Genomic DNA, 15,559 nt, shown 5'->3' with positions numbered 1-15,559 from the left:
CTAGTTGGTCCACAACAGGGGTATATTATCACATTTTATTTCCACTTTCAACAAAGTTCAAACCACGCCGGGGCCGGGCTCCGAGACGGTCAGGAGCAGCACCGAACGGGTCCCGGGGGTCAGCTTGCAGAACTCGGCGATCCGGTAGCCGGCCACCCAGACCAGGCGGCCCTCGCCGTCAAAGACCAGCGGAATCCGGTCCCGCTCCGGCCGGAGCACTTTATTGTTAATCAGGAACTCTTTCAGTTTCATCCGGCCGCCGGCCCCCTGCGGCCAAAACACGTCTCCGGGCCTGCGGTTGCGGACGACCAGCGGCAGGGTCAGGGTGTCGAGGTCCACCGCCGCCTGCCCGGGTTGGAGCGTTTCCGGTCGCCAGGCCTGTTCCGCGGGCCGGATGTCGGTGGTGATCAGCAGCCCGACCTCCGGCAGCTCCGTCCGACCGGGAACCACCAGCACATAGTGCCACGCTCCGTATTCGGCCGGGTCGGGGCCTAGGCTGAAAACCAGCGCGGCAAACTGTCTTTCCACCCGAATTCCCCGCGGCAGGTCCAGCCGTTTGCCGCCGGCCGCGGCGCGGGCCAGTTCGAGGACCCGTTCCACATGGTCGAAATCGAGCGCCCCCGGGTCCCCGGCCAGCTCCGACCACGCCCTGCGGATCATCCGCCGCCCGATCGCCGGGGGCAGGGCGGCCACCCTATCCGCGTCGAGCCGGACACAGCCGTCCGTCGGCGCAGCCGATCGCCGGAAGATGGTCTCCGTTTGTTCCTCCATGTAGTCGTTTTCCGCCCGGCAGATCTCGCCCAGGCGCAACAGGGCCGTCACCAAATTCGGGTTGTATTCGGTTTCAAGCAGGGGCAGGAGTTCGGCCCGCAGCCGGTTCCGGGTGTAGACGGGATCGAGGTTGGAAGGGTCAAGCCGGGGGTCGAGACCCCGGGCGCGGCAGTAGGCTTCGATCTCCCGGCGCCGGATGCCGAGCAGGGGCCGGATGAAAAGGCCCCTGACCGGCGCGATGCCGGCCAGGCCGGCCGGTCCGGTGCCGCGGAGAAAGTGGTGCAGGATGGTCTCCGCCTGGTCGTCCGCGTGGTGGCCGAGGGCCACCCGCCGGGCCCCGGTCTCCCGGGCCGCCCGGGCAAAGAACTCATACCGGAGTTCCCGCGCTGCCGTCTGGATGGAGAGACGTTCGGCTTTCCGAAAGGTCGGCACGTCACATTCCTCGACGATACAAGGCAGACCGAACTTTTCGGCCAGTTTCCGAACGTAACGGGCGTCCGCTTCGGCCTCGGCGCCCCGCAGCCGGTGGTTCAGATGGGCCACCGTGATGGAAATACCCAATACGGCACGCAAGCCGTAAAGGACGTCCAGCAGGGCCACCGAGTCCGGGCCCCCGGAAACTCCTACCAGTACGCCCATTCCCGGCTCCAGCATCCGGTGCCGGAGTATGTACTGTTGTACCCGGTCCTGCAGGTCCATGACGCCCACCCGTACCCTTAAGAAAAAAAGAAAAGTTGTCCTGTACGCATTCCACGTGGGCGAATGTTTTCCTCTTTCTCGGACCCGCTAAGGCCCAGCCTCTTCCATTCTCCCGACCAGGACCGTCATGTCGTCGGGAATGCTCTTGCCGGCGGCGTGCCGGGCCTGCTGCAGTATCAGCTCGGCCAACCGTTGGGGATCGGTCCGCGGCAGGTCCCGGAGAAGCTCCCCAAGCCACGTTTCCTTCTCCAGCGGACCCCGGTAGCAGTCCAGCACCCCGTCGGTGACCATCACCACCAGGTCGCCCGCCGCCAGTCCGCACACCACCGGGGTGAAGTCGATCTCCTTGATGATGCCCACCGGCAGAGCGGTACTCTCAATCACACTCACCGTGTTGGCGCCGACCACGAAACCCGGCGCCGCCCCGATCTTAATGAATTCGGCCTGCGCCGTGTAGAGATCAATGACCGCCAGGTCCACGGTGGCGAAACTCTCGTCCGGCGCCCGCAGAAGCAGGATCGAGTTCACTATTTTCACGGCCATATCCTTGCCGAAGCCGGCCCGGAACATGTGCTCGAGCAGGGAAACAGTGGTGCTGCTTTCCAGCGCGGCCTGAGAACCCACTCCCATCCCGTCGCTCAAAAGCAGGAAGAATTTTCCGGATTCCAGTTCCAGGTAGGAGGCGGTATCCCCCGATATGGTGCTCCCGGCCTTACCCACCTGGGCCAGCCCGACCGCCACCCGGTAGCGGAGGGCCGGCTGCAGCCGGAAGGTGCAGTCGGCAGCGTTCTCCTCCCGGGTGCAACTGGTGTCGCTGACCATGAACGGCTGGCCGACCACCCGTGAAACCAGCGGGGCCACCACGTACCGGCAGGCCAGTTCACTCCGGCAGGAGGGGCGGCTGATGATGATCTCCAACCGGGAGTCTTCCCGGTGCCGGGTTTCGATGCGGTGGACGGGCACGTCTAACTCCCGCAGCTTCCGGCGCAGCAGGCCTTCCAGCTGGCCGGCCCGTTCCACGGCGCTGCACAGTTCGGTGGCCAGGTTGTTCATAATCCGGGACAGGCCGCGCAAGTGTTCGGACACGACTTCGCGGCTCTCTACCAGCCTCCGGTACCAGTACCGGTTCACCCGGTAGGTCTCGTAAAGGCAGGTGAGAGCGACCGCCATTTCCTTTTGCCGCAGGCATTTCCGCCGGATTTCTTCCGGGAAGTCCTCCGGGCCCACCCGGCCGGAAGCCTCAACCTGAGCCAGCGTGGCTGCGAATTGCTCGTTGATGCGATCCGCGTCCCGCTCCCAGCAACTCCGGTGCAGGTTGCAGTCCTTGCAGATGCGGTTCCCGACCTCGTTCAACAGCTCACGCAACGGTTTTTCGGTTCCGGGCTCCAGCCCCGCAGGTGAAACCTGGGCAAAGGTGCGGGCCAGCTCTGCAAACATGCGGGCCCAGCTGCGCACCCTGTTCCGGACCAACTCCTGGATCCGCTCCTCGGAAACGGCCGTACCGGCGATCCCGCCCGGAATCAGGGAGCGCAGCTCCTGATACCACTTCGCCGGAATCACCGCGAATAGGGCCGCCGCCGCCCCGGCCTCCGCCAGTACTCCCACCAGTTCCCGGTGCTCACCGATGTATACCGCCAGCAGAATGTTGCCCAGCAGAAAACCGGCGGCCACCCCCGGCTTGCCGAAGTGCCGGAAGGCGCCGCCCAGAAATCCGGCAAAAGCGTACACCCCCGCGACCGCCGGCATCACGGTGTAGGCGATACCGGGGATGATCCCCACCACCGCCCCGGCGGCGGCACCCAACCCGGCCCCGCCCAACCCGGCGGCGACCAGGATTGTAAACTTGCTCAGGAAGCCGTGCAGTGAGAACAGGCCCCAGCCCAGGTTTCCGGTGCCGGCCACCGCCGCCGCCAGGAGCACCAGTACACAAAAGAAATTTTCCACTGTCAGCGGGCGGGAACGCGGTGAAAGCGCGATCAGGAACACGTAGGCGAGCGTCCCGGCCAGCAGGCTTTCGAAGAACACGGCCACGTACTCGTACAGCACCGCTCCTGAAAAGGCCAGGTATGAACCCTTGATCACCACCGTCGCCGTCGCGACCAGTACCGCCACCGCCACCCGGGGCCGCCGGAAGTCGGCCGGAATCGTCCTGAGGCCCAGCCCGACGGCGCCCAGGACCAGAAGCACCGGCGCCAGTTCGGACCAAATCAGGACCGTGGCTTGCCCGGCGATACCGGCGAACACCGCCGGCCAGCCCCAGGGTCCAAAGAGGTGGACGGCCACGCCCGCAAAGGCAATCACAAAGGGGCTGAGTTCCCCGAGCAGCACGGTCCGGCCCAGGAAGAAGGCCAAAATAATAAGCCCTAGCTTCTGCCAGTGCAGTAGATCCAGGGCCCGTCCCCAGGCCGGCCGGATGGGCGGCCGGCGGCGATAGCGGCGCGGAATACCCACTCCGGCCCATTCGCCGGTTCGCTGCCGTACCTGATAGGCGTTCGAATGATCGGCCACTTGCTCAACTCCCAGAACATGGAATTTAACTTTATTGTAATATACGTCCTGGGAGATTCCTGTCAGATTGGGTTAATCTACTCCGTTTTTCTTTCGACAACCGGATGACCGTACAGAGCCAGTCCGTGAAGAATGTCGGCCTCGCTCACGATCAGGTCGGGCGCTTCAAGCACCTGCATGATGCAATGCACGATCCGTGCCCCGGCCGGGATAATGTCGGCCCGCTCCGGCTGCAGTCCCGGCATGCGTTTCCGCTCGGCCAGTCCGGCTGCCTCCAGGCGCACCGAGAGCCGGTGGACCGCTGCCCGGTCCAGTTTCATACCGTGGACCCGCTCCGGGTCGTAGACGTCCAGTTCGAGCACCATGGCCGCCAGGGTGGTGACCGTCCCGCCCACCCCCACCAGTTGCCGGGCGTCCCGCCCGCGCATCTCGTCCACCAGCGGGCGGATCAGGGCGGCGATTTCGGCGTCGGTGTGGGGCTTCTCGGTCATCCGCACCGCGCCGACGGGCAGGCTCCGGCAGGCCGGCGACCCTTCCTCGAGCCAGACAAACTCGGTGCTGCCCCCCCCGACATCGGCGACCACAATATCGGCCGGGTCCAGGTCCAGGCCTGAAACCACCCCCAGGAATCCGTAGGCCGCCTCCTCGGGCCCGGAGAGCACCCGCACCTTGAAGCCGGTGGCGTCCATCACCCGCCTCAGGAATTCGTCCCGGTTGGCCGCCTCGCGGACGGCCGCGGTGGCCGCCACCACCACCTCGTCCGCCCCGTATTCGGCAAGCGCCGCCCGGTACCCGACCAGGCAGTCGATCGTCCGGGCCATGGCCCGGTCCAGGAGCACGCCGCCGGCCAAACTTTCACCCAGGCGGGTGGTGGTCAACGCCGTCCGGACGACGTCCAGCCGCCCTTTGGCCGATACCCGGGCGATTAACAGCCGGGTGGAGTTGGTGCCGATGTCGATCACGCCGACCAAGGTAGTCAACTGCTTTCCCTCCCGGGTGCCGGTACTTATCAGCCCTGACAATAATAGTGTACACCAGGACATAGAAACCCAGATCTGATCTTCTTGGAAAGAAAAAGGTGTCTGACACCTTTTTCGGGGATTGCCCCTTTGAGTTTTCTTGACCAGCATCCCGGCAAAATAAGTTAAGTGCCTGGTACCTCTCTTTCCCTCCCACTTCTCACTTCTCACTTCTCACCTCTCACATCCCGCCTCCCACCTCTCAAGGTCCGGTTGACGGTTCCGCTTTTTTCCGGTATACATAAGCATGTGCGGCACGTGGCAATAATCATCACCCAAGGAGGACCAAATACATTGAAACTGCGTCTCGGACTGCCCAAGGGGAGCTTGCAGGAGAAGACCTTCCAACTGTTCAAGAAGGCGGGCTACGACTTGCAGGTTAATTCCCGCTCCTACTACCCGGCCGTAAACGACCCTGAACTCGAAATCCTGCTGATGCGGGCCCAGGAGATTCCCCGCTACGTGCACGAGGGCGTACTCGACGCCGGCTTGAGCGGCCTCGACTGGATCATGGAAAACGAGGCCGATGTGGTCGAGGTGGCCGACCTAATCTACAGCAAACGGTCTCAGCGGCCGGTACGCTTGGTCCTGGCGGTGGCCAACGACAGCGATATCAGAGAAGTGCGCGACCTGCAGGGCAAGCGGATCGCCACCGAACTGGTGAACGTGACCCGCCGGTATTTGGCGGCGCAGGGCGTGGAGGCCATTGTTGAGTATTCCTACGGTGCCACCGAGGTTAAAGTGCCCAATCTGGTTGACGCCATCGCCGACCTGACCGAAACCGGGAGTTCGCTGCGGGCTAACAACCTGCGGATTCTGGCCGTCATCCTGGAGTCCAACACCAAACTGCACGCCAACCGGGCTGCCTGGGCCGATCCTTGGAAACGCGAGAAACTACTGAATCTCACTGTCCTGCTAACCGGGGCCCTCCGGGCCGAGAACATGGTCGGGCTGAAGATGAACGTCCCGGGAGACCGGATCGACGCCGTGCTCGGCGTGCTCCCCGCAATGAAACACCCGACTGTCTCCCAGTTGTTCAACAGCGACTGGGTCGCCATCGAGACCATCCTGAACGAGCAGCAGGTGCGGGACCTGATCCCGATCCTGAAAAGGGCCGGAGCCCAAGATATCATTGAGTACCCGTTGAACAAGGTCATTCCCTGACTTCGAGTAGTACGCTTAATAATTGGCGCCCGGTCAACCAACGTAGGCCCCCGGTTCATCCGGAGGCTTACTTGGTTTTTCTCTTGAATCTTCTGGTCAACCCAGGTAGGATATGGTAGCCAAAGTCAATAAGGACGAGGAAAAAAACCCCCAGCACGAAGCCGAGCGTGCGGCGCACCCTGATACGCAGCGTTGGCCGGTATTTCTTCTTGTTCCTTTTTATGTTCACCGCCTGTACACGCCCCCTCCCGGGCACGGCAGACGTGGTCCGGATGTTGCTTAACATTTCGCCTAACCGGTACAAATATCCTCTTTTCTCAGTCTTTGATACTCCGGTCCGGTATCTGACCGCCACTGTCCTCCGGAAGCACCGGCACGATCCGCACTTCCCCCGGCCTGATCAGGCCCAGGCGCTCCCGGGCCGTCTCTTCGATGTAACCCTCCGATTGCAGTATGGTTAGGCGTTCCCACAGGTATTCATTCTGGCTCCGCAGTTGTACCACCTGATCCTTCATCTCCATGATCGAGTTCTGCATGGTCCAGAGCTTGTTCAACTGGAAGCCGAGAGACACTGAGAAATAGGTCAGCAGGACGATCAGGAGCATAACCGGCAGCCTGCTCTTCACCGGGTTGAACCGGCGCCTAGCCGTCGTCGTCTGCACTGTCGGGCTCACCTCCTTCCTCTTCACCGAAGATGCCCAGCGGGTCGCCGCTGATGACCAGCACCACCTGGTAACCCTTGGTTCGGGCCCGGTTGAAAAGGGTGGCCACGGTGCTCGGGCTCAAGCCTAGCTTCTTCGCCACGGCACCGTTGGAATAGCCGAGTTCCTTGAGCGCTACCACCTGGCGCTCACGAAGGCTGAGGCGCTCGGCGCCTCTGATTTCGATCTGCACCGCTTATCCACGGCCTTGTCCACAGTGTGTGTACAATTTGACTACAGAAATTAAGTGTTGCTATTCTATTAAAGCAAGGATTTCCCTGCCGTGCAGTAAAAAAAATTCCAAAAAATAAATAAAATACTCGGGCCCGCCATAAGGGGTAAGGCCCGGGGATAATCGGGAATGAAGGTCATCGGCAGTGCCGAACGACAATCCGACTATTAAAGCTTGAAGACTTTTACAGATTCGCGCAGATCATCAGCCCGTTTCGCTAGATCTTGCGCCAGCTGGCCCACCTGCTGCACCATCATGCTCATATCCTGTGCAGAATGAACCACGTTTGGACTGGCTTGACCGGCCTGTCCGGTGGCGTTATTGGGAACCCTCTATCCGGTTGGCGCTTCCACGGGGCATTGGTGCCGAGAAAGGATCCCTGGAAGGAGAAACCCCCTAACATGCAGAAGAATTAAGGAATATGGTACGTTAAGAATGACCTTGACGAGCAAACGGCACTCGATGATGGGTTCTGAATGCTTGTTTAGGGCACAGGCTGAGGAGTGTGTATCATGAACGATCAAGACCGGGGGAAAGATCGGAAACCCGAAATGATCGTGGAGTACGTCCCTGAAAAGCGGAAGACCCAAGGAGGACCTCGCAGGCCGGAGAACGGGACCTGGCAGGGTCGCTTTTACTACTACAAGAACACCAGGCCTTTTTCCCCGCTGGCCCTGGCTGTCTTGGCCGTGGCCGGTCTGGTTGCCGTCTGCCTGGTACTGGCCATCGGTGCCATCATACTGTTTTTTGCCCTGGGCGCCGGCCTTTTGTTCGTACTGTGGCGCCGCCTGATGAGGAGATAACCATGCGACGCAAGAAGAACATCCCCTGGCCGCAACTGCTGATATTCCTGGCTTTCGCCACCGCGCTGCTCTACATCACCGCGGAGCGGGGGCACACAATGCCGGTGCTGCTGTTGTTCGCGTCGTTGATGGGGTTCCTGGTGGCCCAACTTTCCCCCCGGAAAAAACTGCTCCTGGGTCTGGTTCCGGCCGTGGGCGGTCTGGCGGTGGACCTGGTGGCCGCCTACCAGCAAACAGCTCCGGACATTACGGGCGTTTTCAATCTCTGGGTCCCGTTGATTCTGGCCGCTCTCGTCGGAGCCCTGGTTGGTTCCCGCATTCAAGCCTTCCCCAGCTTATAGCTGCTGGTCCTCGGGAGGTGGAGGAAGACGGCGGCGGAGGCGCACGCGTATCCCGTCGAGGGACCGGGCCGCGATCCGGAACACGGCAACCGCCGTTCGCCAGGCAAACAGGAAAGGGCTGGCCAGAACCCGGATCAGCCGGTCGGCAAAACGGATGAAGCGCTCCCAACAGGCCGCACCGAACCGGGAAAGGCTGCGGTGGTACAGGAGCGCCCCCGCGCCCAGCCCCAACAGGATGTACCAGCGCACCTCGCCCCAGTTGGCCGGCAGTAGGAGGCCGAAAACCACCACCGTCAGCACCATCCAGGCGAGCAGGTCGCCCACACCGGTACCCCACCGGCCGAGCCTCAAGCTCAGTCTGGCCACCCGGTAGAAATCAAAAAGAAAGGCGGCTCCCGTCCCGATCACGATTGATAAGAGAAAGACGGCGAACTGGGTCTCCAGAGACAAGGCCGGACCCCCCTTCATCCCGCGGGCAAACAGCGCTCCTGCGCTATTTCAGAATGCGGCCCAGAAGCTTCTTGCCGCGGCGGGCTTTCCGGTATCCAGCCTCCTTATACTCGATGCTGTTGATATAGCCCTCCACCTGGAGCTTCCCCGCTTCCAGATCGAGCTGGGTGATATTCAGACCTTCTCCGGCGAGCACAAGAAGACCCATATTGGTGTCGACCGAGATTTCTTGCTCGGTAAAACTCTCCACGTGCCGCACCCCATCGACCCTGGTCTCCTTGCGCTGCCCTACTTCGATCCGGTGCCTGGCTTCCTCGTTCACATCCCGCCCCCCCTCCGGTTGTTGGCGCAAGTGTGTATTGATACCTAATGGATATGCCCCGTCCCGGGGATGATATGCTAAAAAGGCAGGCCGCCGTTTATCGGCGGCCGACACAATAAATAATCTAAGGAAGGGCCTTGACTCAACCCTTCCTTAAACCTCAACAGGCAACACCAAACTAGAGGTTGTCACCCCGGCCCACTTACTTTCCCATTGTCGAGTGGACGGTATAAATCAGCCGCCGATCCGGCCGGCACGTGCTCATCCAGCCTCAGGACCTCAAAATAAAGATTACGGGAACCCAATTGCACCCGCACAATATCTCCCGGGTTCACCGGGGTCCCGGCCTTGGCAAGCCGCCCGTTCACGGTAACCAACCCCTGGTCGCACACTTCTTTGGCCAGGGCACGGCGCTTGATCAGGCGTGACACCTTCAGGAACTTGTCTAGCCGCACGGGTCTCCTTTACTTGCCGACCGACTCCCGCAACTCCTTTCCGGCCTTGAAAACCGGAACCTTCGTGGCCGCGATGTCGATCTCCTCGCCGGTCTGAGGATTTCTCCCCTTACGAGCCGCTCTCTCCCGGGTCTCAAAAGTGCCGAACCCGACAAGCTGAACCTTGTCCCCGGCGGAAAGGGCCTCCCTAATGCTTTCAAGCATTGCGGAAAGCGCTTTTTCGGCATCCTTCTTGGTCAGGTTCGTTTTTTCGGCGACACTCGAAATGAGTTCAGCCTTGTTCACGGCGATGCCCTCCTTCAAGTTTTTAGGGTTATTGGTTCTCTACTATTCTTTTACTTTGCAGCTTTTCCTGCCCGCCAGCAAAGTTTTCCTAGGATTTCTCCAACTTTTTTGCTTCCTCCCACCAGTCATCCATCTCCGAAAGCGAGACCTGGTCTGGTTTCCGCCCCGACACCCGGCATCTTTCCTCGATTTGCGCAAAGCGGCGGGCGAACTTGTCCACCGTATGGCGCAGGCATTCCTCCGCATCGACTTTAATCAGGCGGGACACGTTTACCGTAGCAAACAGAAGGTCCCCAAGTTCCTCAATGATCCGGTCCCGGTCCCCGGCGTCCAGCGCTTCCCGAAACTCGCCCAGTTCTTCTTCCAGCTTGGCCAGCGCCCCGTGGTGATCCGGCCAGTCAAACCCCAGGCGGGAGGCTTTCTCTTGCACGCGGTCGGCCCGGAGCAGTGCCGGCAATCTCCGGGGAACCCCCGCCAGGCAAGACTCACCGGCGTCTTGCTTCTCCTTGCGTTTAAGCCTTTCCCAGTTGGTCAGCACCTCATCCGCATCCCGCACTTTTTCCCGGCCGAACACGTGGGGGTGACGGTGGACCATCTTGTCGCATACCGTCCGGACTACGTCGTTCATGTCGAAACTTGCCTCTTCTCTGGCCATCTGGGCGTGGAAAACGATCTGCAACAATAAGTCTCCCAATTCTTCACAGAGACTATGCACGTTTTCCCGTTCTATGGCGTCCAGAACCTCATATGCTTCCTCAATCAGGTAACGCCCGATGGAGTGGTGGGTCTGTTCCCGGTCCCAGGGGCAACCGTCCTTGCCGCGGAGTGTGGCCATGATGCCCACCAGGGGGGTCAAGTCGTAGGTCCGGCGGAATTGAGCAACGGGCGGGATGTACACGGAGGTCAGGTGGTCCACCCAGTCCAGGCGGTCCAGGGCATAAAGCGGGACTTCCTCGATCCGTTCCAGTCCGGGGACGCCGGCCGCCCGGACGACCATCACAGGTTGTTCGTCCGCATAGTAGGCCATCAGGTGGATTTTGGCCTCACCGGCCACCATCCGGTCGTGAACCTGGACCAGCACCACTCCCTTGGCCTGTACCGGCTCAAAAAGCGCCGGCTGCAAGGCATCCACAATCAAAAGCCCCCCGGCCGGGTCCAGGCGCAAGGCCGCGAACAGAGCGTCCAGAAAACTCAAGGCCGGCCGCACCCGGGTTTCAAGTCCGGCCCGCCGGGCTCCATCCAGAATCAAGCGGGTCGCCTCCTCAGCCACCAGAGGATGCCCGGGTACGGCGTAAGCCACCGTCTCCCGCCGCGCCGCGTCGATCACCGTCGCGGCGATTCTCCGGTACACTGCCTCGAACGTGTCACCGTCCTCGTAGTACCGGTCAAAGGCTTCAAACCGGAGACCCTGCTCCAGAAGCCAGGGCACCACTGGGTGCCGGGCGGTGCGCAGAAATACCCGGTCGCAACGGGCCAACTCCCCCACCAGACCCGCCGGAACATCCGAGACGGCCCCCGGCCCCAATCCGGCAATAAACACGCCAGTCGCCATGATTACCCCCGAGGCAAAAAAAAATGGCCTTTCGGCCATTATTGTTCCATTTGTTTCGCCAGGAATCCTGCTGCCGTTTCGGAAAGTTTTAACTCCAACTGGCCCATCTTCGCTCCGGGTTCCCTGGAAATCAACATCACCGCCCCGATCGGGTCCCCTTCGGAGATGATCGGCGCGATCACCTCGGCGGTGTACTTGCATTCGCCGTTTTCACCCGCCAGACATTCCTTGCAAAGCGCCTCGTCGCCGGGCGCGTTGATGATGACGGGTTTGCGGTCCTCCATCACCTTTTCCACGGCCGGACCGACCGGTTTGTTGAGAAACTCTTTCTTGGGTGCGCCGGAAACGGCGATAATGGTGTCACGGTCCGCGATGCAGGCGATGTGGCCGGTTGCCTCATACAAAGAATCGGCATATTCCTTGGCGAAATCACCGAGCTCCCCGATCGGGGAATATTTCTTTAGGATGACTTCGCCGTCACGGTCCACAAAAATCTCTAGAGGGTCTCCTTCTCGGATCCTTAAGGTCCGTCTGATTTCTTTCGGGATAACCACCCTTCCCAAATCGTCAATGCGGCGGACAATGCCGGTTGCCTTCATTGAACTCCGTCCCTCCTTTTCTACAGGGTTGCGCGTTACTGAAAATAGTATACAACGCCGATTTGAGATTTATTCATATTTTTCCAAGGAAATGAACCGTTTCAAGAGCCGCTCAGCCTTGAGAAATCTGGGCTTGCGGCTTCTGACTAATTTTGGCAAGAAAACTCTCAATTTCACGGATCACGCGCGGACCATCTCCCGGTGATTCCAACTTCAGCCAAATTTCAAAACCGCTCTCTTCTTCCTTAAAGCGGAGCCGCCCCGGATAGTGCTCGGAAACGGCTACCAGAGTGCTCCCGTCCAGCGGGTGGGCCTCCCCCAGGATAAACCGGCAGGAGCGTCCCTGACCGTTGATGCTTTTGATCCTGAAACCCTTGGCCATCGCCCGGATCCGGGCGATGGCCAGCAAGTTCTCCACCGGAGCCGGCGGGCTGCCGAACCGGTCCCGCAACTCCTCCGCAACGTGGTCAACGTCTTCCACCTGCTGCACGCGGGCCAGCAGGTGGTAAAACTGCACTTTTTGCTCGGGATCGGGGATGTAGTCATCGGGCAGGAACGCAGTCACCGGCACCTCGACCACCGTTTCGAATTCCTCCGGCGGCGCCTCGCCTTTCAGTTCCCGCACGCTTTCTTCCAGCAGCCGGCAGTACATCTCAAAACCAACCACGGAAATATTCCCGTGCTGCTCGGTGCCCAACAGGTTCCCGGCGCCCCGGATTTCCAGGTCCCGCTTCGCCAGCCGGAAACCGGAACCGAAGTCGGTGAAATCCCGGATCGCCCGCAGCCGCTTCTCGGCCGCTTCCCCCAGCAGCCGGTCCCGCCGGAAGGTGAAATAGGCGTAGGCCAGGCGGTTTGAACGGCCCACCCGCCCCCGGAGCTGGTACAGTTGGGCCAGGCCCAGTTGGTCCGCTTCTTTTACGACCAGAGTATTTACATTGGTGATGTCCAGGCCGGTTTCGATAATCGTGGTGCAGACCAGGACGTCGTAAGCGCCGGCCACGAAATCCAGCATCACTTGTTCCAGCTGGTCTTCCCGCATCTGGCCGTGCGCCACCGCAATCCGCGCCTCGGGAACCAGTTCCTGCAACCAGCCGGCAACCCGGTCCAGTTCAAAAACGCGGTTGTGCACGAAATACACCTGGCCGCCCCGGGCCAACTCCCGGCCCACCGCCTCCCGGATCAGCACCGGGTCCTCCTCGACCACAAAGGTCTGAACCGGAAAGCGGTCCAGGGGCGGCGTTTCCAGGAGGCTGGTGTCGCGAATCCCCACCAGGGACATGTACAGGGTCCTGGGGATGGGGGTCGCCGTCAGGGTGATTACGTCGACGTTCGGGTGTCTCAATTTCAGTTTTTCCTTGTGCAGCACGCCGAAGCGCTGCTCTTCGTCGACCACGATCAGCCCCAGATCGGCGAACTGCACGTCGTCCTGCACCAGCCGGTGGGTGCCGATCACGATGTCCACCTTGCCCGCGGCCAGGTCGGCCAGAACCTGCTTTTGCTCCCGGACCGACCGGAATCGGCTCAACATCTCGATCACCACCGGGTACCCGTTGAAACGTTCCCGGAAGGTCTGCAAGTGCTGCTGGGCAAGCACCGTGGTCGGCACCAGCACGGCGGCTTGTTTACCGTCCGTCACCGCCTTGAAGACGGCCCGCATGGCCACTTCCGTCTTGCCGTACCCGACATCGCCGCAGAGCAGTCGGTCCATCGGGCGGGGACGCTCCATATCCTTTTTGACCTGCATGATGGCCTTCAACTGGTCCGGGGTTTCCTCGAAGGGGAAGGCCAGTTCGAATTCCCGCTGCCAGGGGTTATCGGCCGGGAAGCGGTAACCCGGCAAGGACTGCCGGGCGGCGTAGAGCTTCAACAACTCCTGGGCCATTTCCCGGACCGCCTCGCGCACCCGTTTCTTGGACCGGGCCCATTCGCTGCCTCCCAGCCTTGAGCACCGGGGCGTTTCCCCCTCTGCGCCGATGTATTTCTGCACCAGACCTAGTTGGTCGGTCGGGACGTAAAGCTTGTCCTCCCCCAGGTAGTTTATCAGGAGGTACTCCCGCTTCACTTCTCCGATCTCCAGGAGCACAATCCCGTGATAGCGGCCGATGCCGTGATTGACGTGCACCACGAAATCGCCGGGGGCCAAATTCAGTTCATCCAGGGTCCGCCGCCGCAGCCGGTATGGTTCCCGCCGGTCCTGGAGTTGCTTGCCGTAGATTTCCCTTTCGGTCAGGACGGCCAGTTGACTTTCGGCGATCTCGAAGCCTTTGTTTAGGCGCCCGACGCCCACGGCTACCTGACCGGGCTGTACCTGGCCCAGTTCATAGGCCTGAAACGCGGCCAGCCCGCTTTGGCGCAGGCTGTTTAATAAACGCCGGGCACGCTCGCCGGTACCTACCAGAAGGACCACCCGCTGCCCGGCAACCTGCCGCCGGCGGATTTCACCAAGGACAGCCCCGGTGCGGCCCAGATTTCCGGGCAATTCCCGCACCTCGAACCGGATTTCCCGATCCGAGCGGGAGAAAGCCCCGACCCGGCCGAACAACGAAAGGTATACGGTCCGGAAAGGGGCCAGCGCCGCAAACAACTGCTCCCGGTCCAGGTACAACCGGAACTGGCCGGGCAACAACCGCCCCTGCTCCAGTAGAACGGCGTAGCCGTGGGCACGGTGCTGCGCGAAACTCTCCGCCACCTCGGCGACCCGGTCCGGTTCGGTCACCGCCACAACCCCGGCGGGGCCGAGGTAATCCATCAGGGTTGCCGCTTGCGGGTAAAAATAGGCCAGCAGGTCCTCAATGCCCGGGGTGTGGCTCCTGGCGTCCAGATGCGGCAGGATTTCCTCCACCCATTCCCGGAGCCGGCGCGCTCCTTCGGTGTCGCCCTGCTTTTCCAGCCGGTCCAGTTGCTCCCGGTACTCACGTGTCAGGGTCTCGATCCCCGCTTCCCAGGCGTCGTCCTCCACCACCAACTCCGTTGCCGGCGCCACGGTCACCCGATCGGTGGCGGCGCGGGAGCGCTGGGTTTCCGGGTCGAAAGTGCGCAGGGAGGCGATTTCGTCCCCGAAAAACTCAACCCGTATCGGATAGCGGGCCGTGTAGGGGAAAAGGTCGGCAATCCCCCCGCGGATACTGAACTGTCCGGCCGTGTCGACCTGGGACACCGCCTCATAGCCCATGGACAAAAGCCGGCCCCGCAGTGCGCCCATCGTCCAGGACTGACCGCCCTCCAGAACAAATATCCGCTCGCGGAGCACGCCGGACGGCGGCAGGAGGCGTGCCAGGGCGTCCACCGGCGCGATTACGACCGGGTTGGTACCGGTGATCAATGCCTCCAGCACCCGCATCCGGCGCACCCCGATCTCCCGGCTGTAAGCAAGCACCTGCACTGGTAGTAGTTCCCAAGCTGAAAACACGAAAATCCCCCGGCCCGGGAGCAGGGTGACCAGGTCGTCCGCCAGGGCGGCCGCCTCCCGCTCGCCGGGGGTGATGATCAAAAGTGGTGCTGGATCACGGGCCAGAGCCGCACATACCAGCGCCTGATGGCCCCCACCGACCCCGAGCACGTGCTGGCGTTTATAACGCGCCAGACCCGAGACCGCGGTTTTCAGGGCGGGGGTCTCCCTTAGGAATTCTGTTAACCCCTGCATTCTTCACTCCCAAAA

16 protein-coding genes are annotated in these 15,559 nt (G+C 61.6%); 3 read left to right on the top strand and 13 right to left on the bottom strand.

Translation table 11 applies throughout. The annotated features are described in order from the left end of the window. Nucleotides 1-57 precede the first annotated feature (57 nt). From tilS to DAUD_RS00460, 3 genes are all read right to left on the bottom strand, one after another. Nucleotides 58-1,470 (bottom strand): tRNA lysidine(34) synthetase TilS, encoded by a 1,413-nt coding sequence (tilS, locus tag DAUD_RS00470; RefSeq protein WP_012301248.1) that lies wholly within the window; start codon nucleotides 1,468-1,470, stop codon nucleotides 58-60. A gap of 87 nt (nucleotides 1,471-1,557) precedes the next feature. Further along, a complete protein-coding gene (gene spoIIE, locus DAUD_RS00465) occupies nucleotides 1,558-3,978 on the bottom strand; it encodes a stage II sporulation protein E (RefSeq protein ID WP_012301247.1) in 2,421 nt (806 codons plus the stop codon). Between the two features lie 77 nt (nucleotides 3,979-4,055). Then, nucleotides 4,056-4,958: a Ppx/GppA phosphatase family protein gene (locus DAUD_RS00460; RefSeq protein ID WP_242647854.1), complete on the bottom strand. Its 903-nt coding sequence runs from the start codon at nucleotides 4,956-4,958 to the stop codon at nucleotides 4,056-4,058. Between the two features lie 333 nt (nucleotides 4,959-5,291). Between DAUD_RS00460 and hisG the strand changes: the two genes are divergently transcribed. Next, the gene (hisG, locus tag DAUD_RS00455; protein ID WP_012301245.1) at nucleotides 5,292-6,161 is read left to right on the top strand and encodes an ATP phosphoribosyltransferase; all 870 of its coding nucleotides are present in this window, start codon (nucleotides 5,292-5,294) and stop codon (nucleotides 6,159-6,161) included. Between the two features lie 67 nt (nucleotides 6,162-6,228). On the opposite strand, the gene DAUD_RS12210 is transcribed toward hisG, so the two are convergent. The 3 genes from DAUD_RS12210 to DAUD_RS00445 form a co-directional block, all read right to left on the bottom strand. Further along, nucleotides 6,229-6,390, bottom strand: a complete 162-nt coding sequence (locus DAUD_RS12210; RefSeq protein ID WP_166485047.1) for a hypothetical protein — start codon at nucleotides 6,388-6,390, stop codon at nucleotides 6,229-6,231. An 88-nt stretch (nucleotides 6,391-6,478) separates the two neighbouring features. After that, complete coding sequence (locus DAUD_RS00450) at nucleotides 6,479-6,823, bottom strand: FtsB family cell division protein (protein WP_012301244.1); 345 nt, start codon at nucleotides 6,821-6,823, stop codon at nucleotides 6,479-6,481. Continuing rightward, a complete protein-coding gene (locus DAUD_RS00445; protein ID WP_012301243.1) occupies nucleotides 6,804-7,055 on the bottom strand; it encodes a sigma factor-like helix-turn-helix DNA-binding protein in 252 nt (83 codons plus the stop codon). The genes DAUD_RS00450 and DAUD_RS00445 overlap by 20 nt, the downstream gene beginning before the upstream one ends. Before the next feature lie 551 nt (nucleotides 7,056-7,606). Here DAUD_RS00445 and DAUD_RS00440 point away from each other — a divergent pair. Both DAUD_RS00440 and DAUD_RS00435 read left to right on the top strand, forming a co-directional pair. After that, complete coding sequence (locus tag DAUD_RS00440; protein ID WP_012301242.1) at nucleotides 7,607-7,897, top strand: NfeD family protein; 291 nt, start codon at nucleotides 7,607-7,609, stop codon at nucleotides 7,895-7,897. 2 nt (nucleotides 7,898-7,899) lie between these two features. Then, entirely contained in the window at nucleotides 7,900-8,238 is a 339-nt protein-coding gene (locus DAUD_RS00435) for a hypothetical protein (protein WP_012301241.1), read from the top strand. Here the strand turns inward: DAUD_RS00435 and yabQ are convergent. The 7 genes from yabQ to mfd form a co-directional block, all read right to left on the bottom strand. Then, nucleotides 8,233-8,688 (bottom strand): spore cortex biosynthesis protein YabQ, encoded by a 456-nt coding sequence (gene yabQ, locus DAUD_RS11360; protein WP_012301240.1) that lies wholly within the window; start codon nucleotides 8,686-8,688, stop codon nucleotides 8,233-8,235. The two genes, DAUD_RS00435 and yabQ, sit on opposite strands and share 6 nt — an antisense overlap. A gap of 43 nt (nucleotides 8,689-8,731) precedes the next feature. After that, a complete protein-coding gene (gene yabP, locus DAUD_RS00425) occupies nucleotides 8,732-9,010 on the bottom strand; it encodes a sporulation protein YabP (RefSeq protein WP_041570696.1) in 279 nt (92 codons plus the stop codon). Nucleotides 9,011-9,198: 188 nt separating this feature from the next. Continuing rightward, a complete protein-coding gene (locus DAUD_RS00420) occupies nucleotides 9,199-9,465 on the bottom strand; it encodes an RNA-binding S4 domain-containing protein (protein ID WP_012301238.1) in 267 nt (88 codons plus the stop codon). Nucleotides 9,466-9,474: 9 nt separating this feature from the next. After that, nucleotides 9,475-9,750, bottom strand: a complete 276-nt coding sequence (locus DAUD_RS00415) for an HU family DNA-binding protein (RefSeq protein WP_012301237.1) — start codon at nucleotides 9,748-9,750, stop codon at nucleotides 9,475-9,477. 88 nt (nucleotides 9,751-9,838) lie between these two features. Then, the gene (gene yabN, locus DAUD_RS00410; RefSeq protein ID WP_012301236.1) at nucleotides 9,839-11,302 is read right to left on the bottom strand and encodes a bifunctional methyltransferase/pyrophosphohydrolase YabN; all 1,464 of its coding nucleotides are present in this window, start codon (nucleotides 11,300-11,302) and stop codon (nucleotides 9,839-9,841) included. A gap of 38 nt (nucleotides 11,303-11,340) precedes the next feature. Continuing rightward, a complete protein-coding gene (gene spoVT / locus DAUD_RS00405) occupies nucleotides 11,341-11,901 on the bottom strand; it encodes a stage V sporulation protein T (protein WP_012301235.1) in 561 nt (186 codons plus the stop codon). A 112-nt stretch (nucleotides 11,902-12,013) separates the two neighbouring features. Further along, entirely contained in the window at nucleotides 12,014-15,544 is a 3,531-nt protein-coding gene (mfd, locus tag DAUD_RS00400) for a transcription-repair coupling factor (protein ID WP_012301234.1), read from the bottom strand. Between the last annotated feature and the right edge of the window lie 15 nt (nucleotides 15,545-15,559).

Source organism: Candidatus Desulforudis audaxviator MP104C (assembly GCF_000018425.1).
Classification (GTDB): Bacteria; Bacillota; Desulfotomaculia; order Desulfotomaculales; family Desulforudaceae; genus Desulforudis; species Desulforudis audaxviator.
This window is presented reverse-complemented; position numbering and strand designations above follow the sequence as displayed.

What these genes read in the sequence shown, in the direction of transcription:
- DAUD_RS00440 (WP_012301242.1), top strand. Translation starts at nt 7,607, where the DNA reads ATGAACGATCAAGACCGGGGGAAAGATCGGAAACCCGAAATGATCGTG.
- DAUD_RS00435 (WP_012301241.1), top strand. Translation starts at nt 7,900, where the DNA reads ATGCGACGCAAGAAGAACATCCCCTGGCCGCAACTGCTGATATTCCTG.
- tilS (WP_012301248.1), bottom strand. Translation starts at nt 1,470, where the DNA reads ATGGACCTGCAGGACCGGGTACAACAGTACATACTCCGGCACCGGATG.
- mfd (WP_012301234.1), bottom strand. Translation starts at nt 15,544, where the DNA reads ATGCAGGGGTTAACAGAATTCCTAAGGGAGACCCCCGCCCTGAAAACC.
- yabN (WP_012301236.1), bottom strand. Translation starts at nt 11,302, where the DNA reads ATGGCGACTGGCGTGTTTATTGCCGGATTGGGGCCGGGGGCCGTCTCG.
- spoVT (WP_012301235.1), bottom strand. Translation starts at nt 11,901, where the DNA reads ATGAAGGCAACCGGCATTGTCCGCCGCATTGACGATTTGGGAAGGGTG.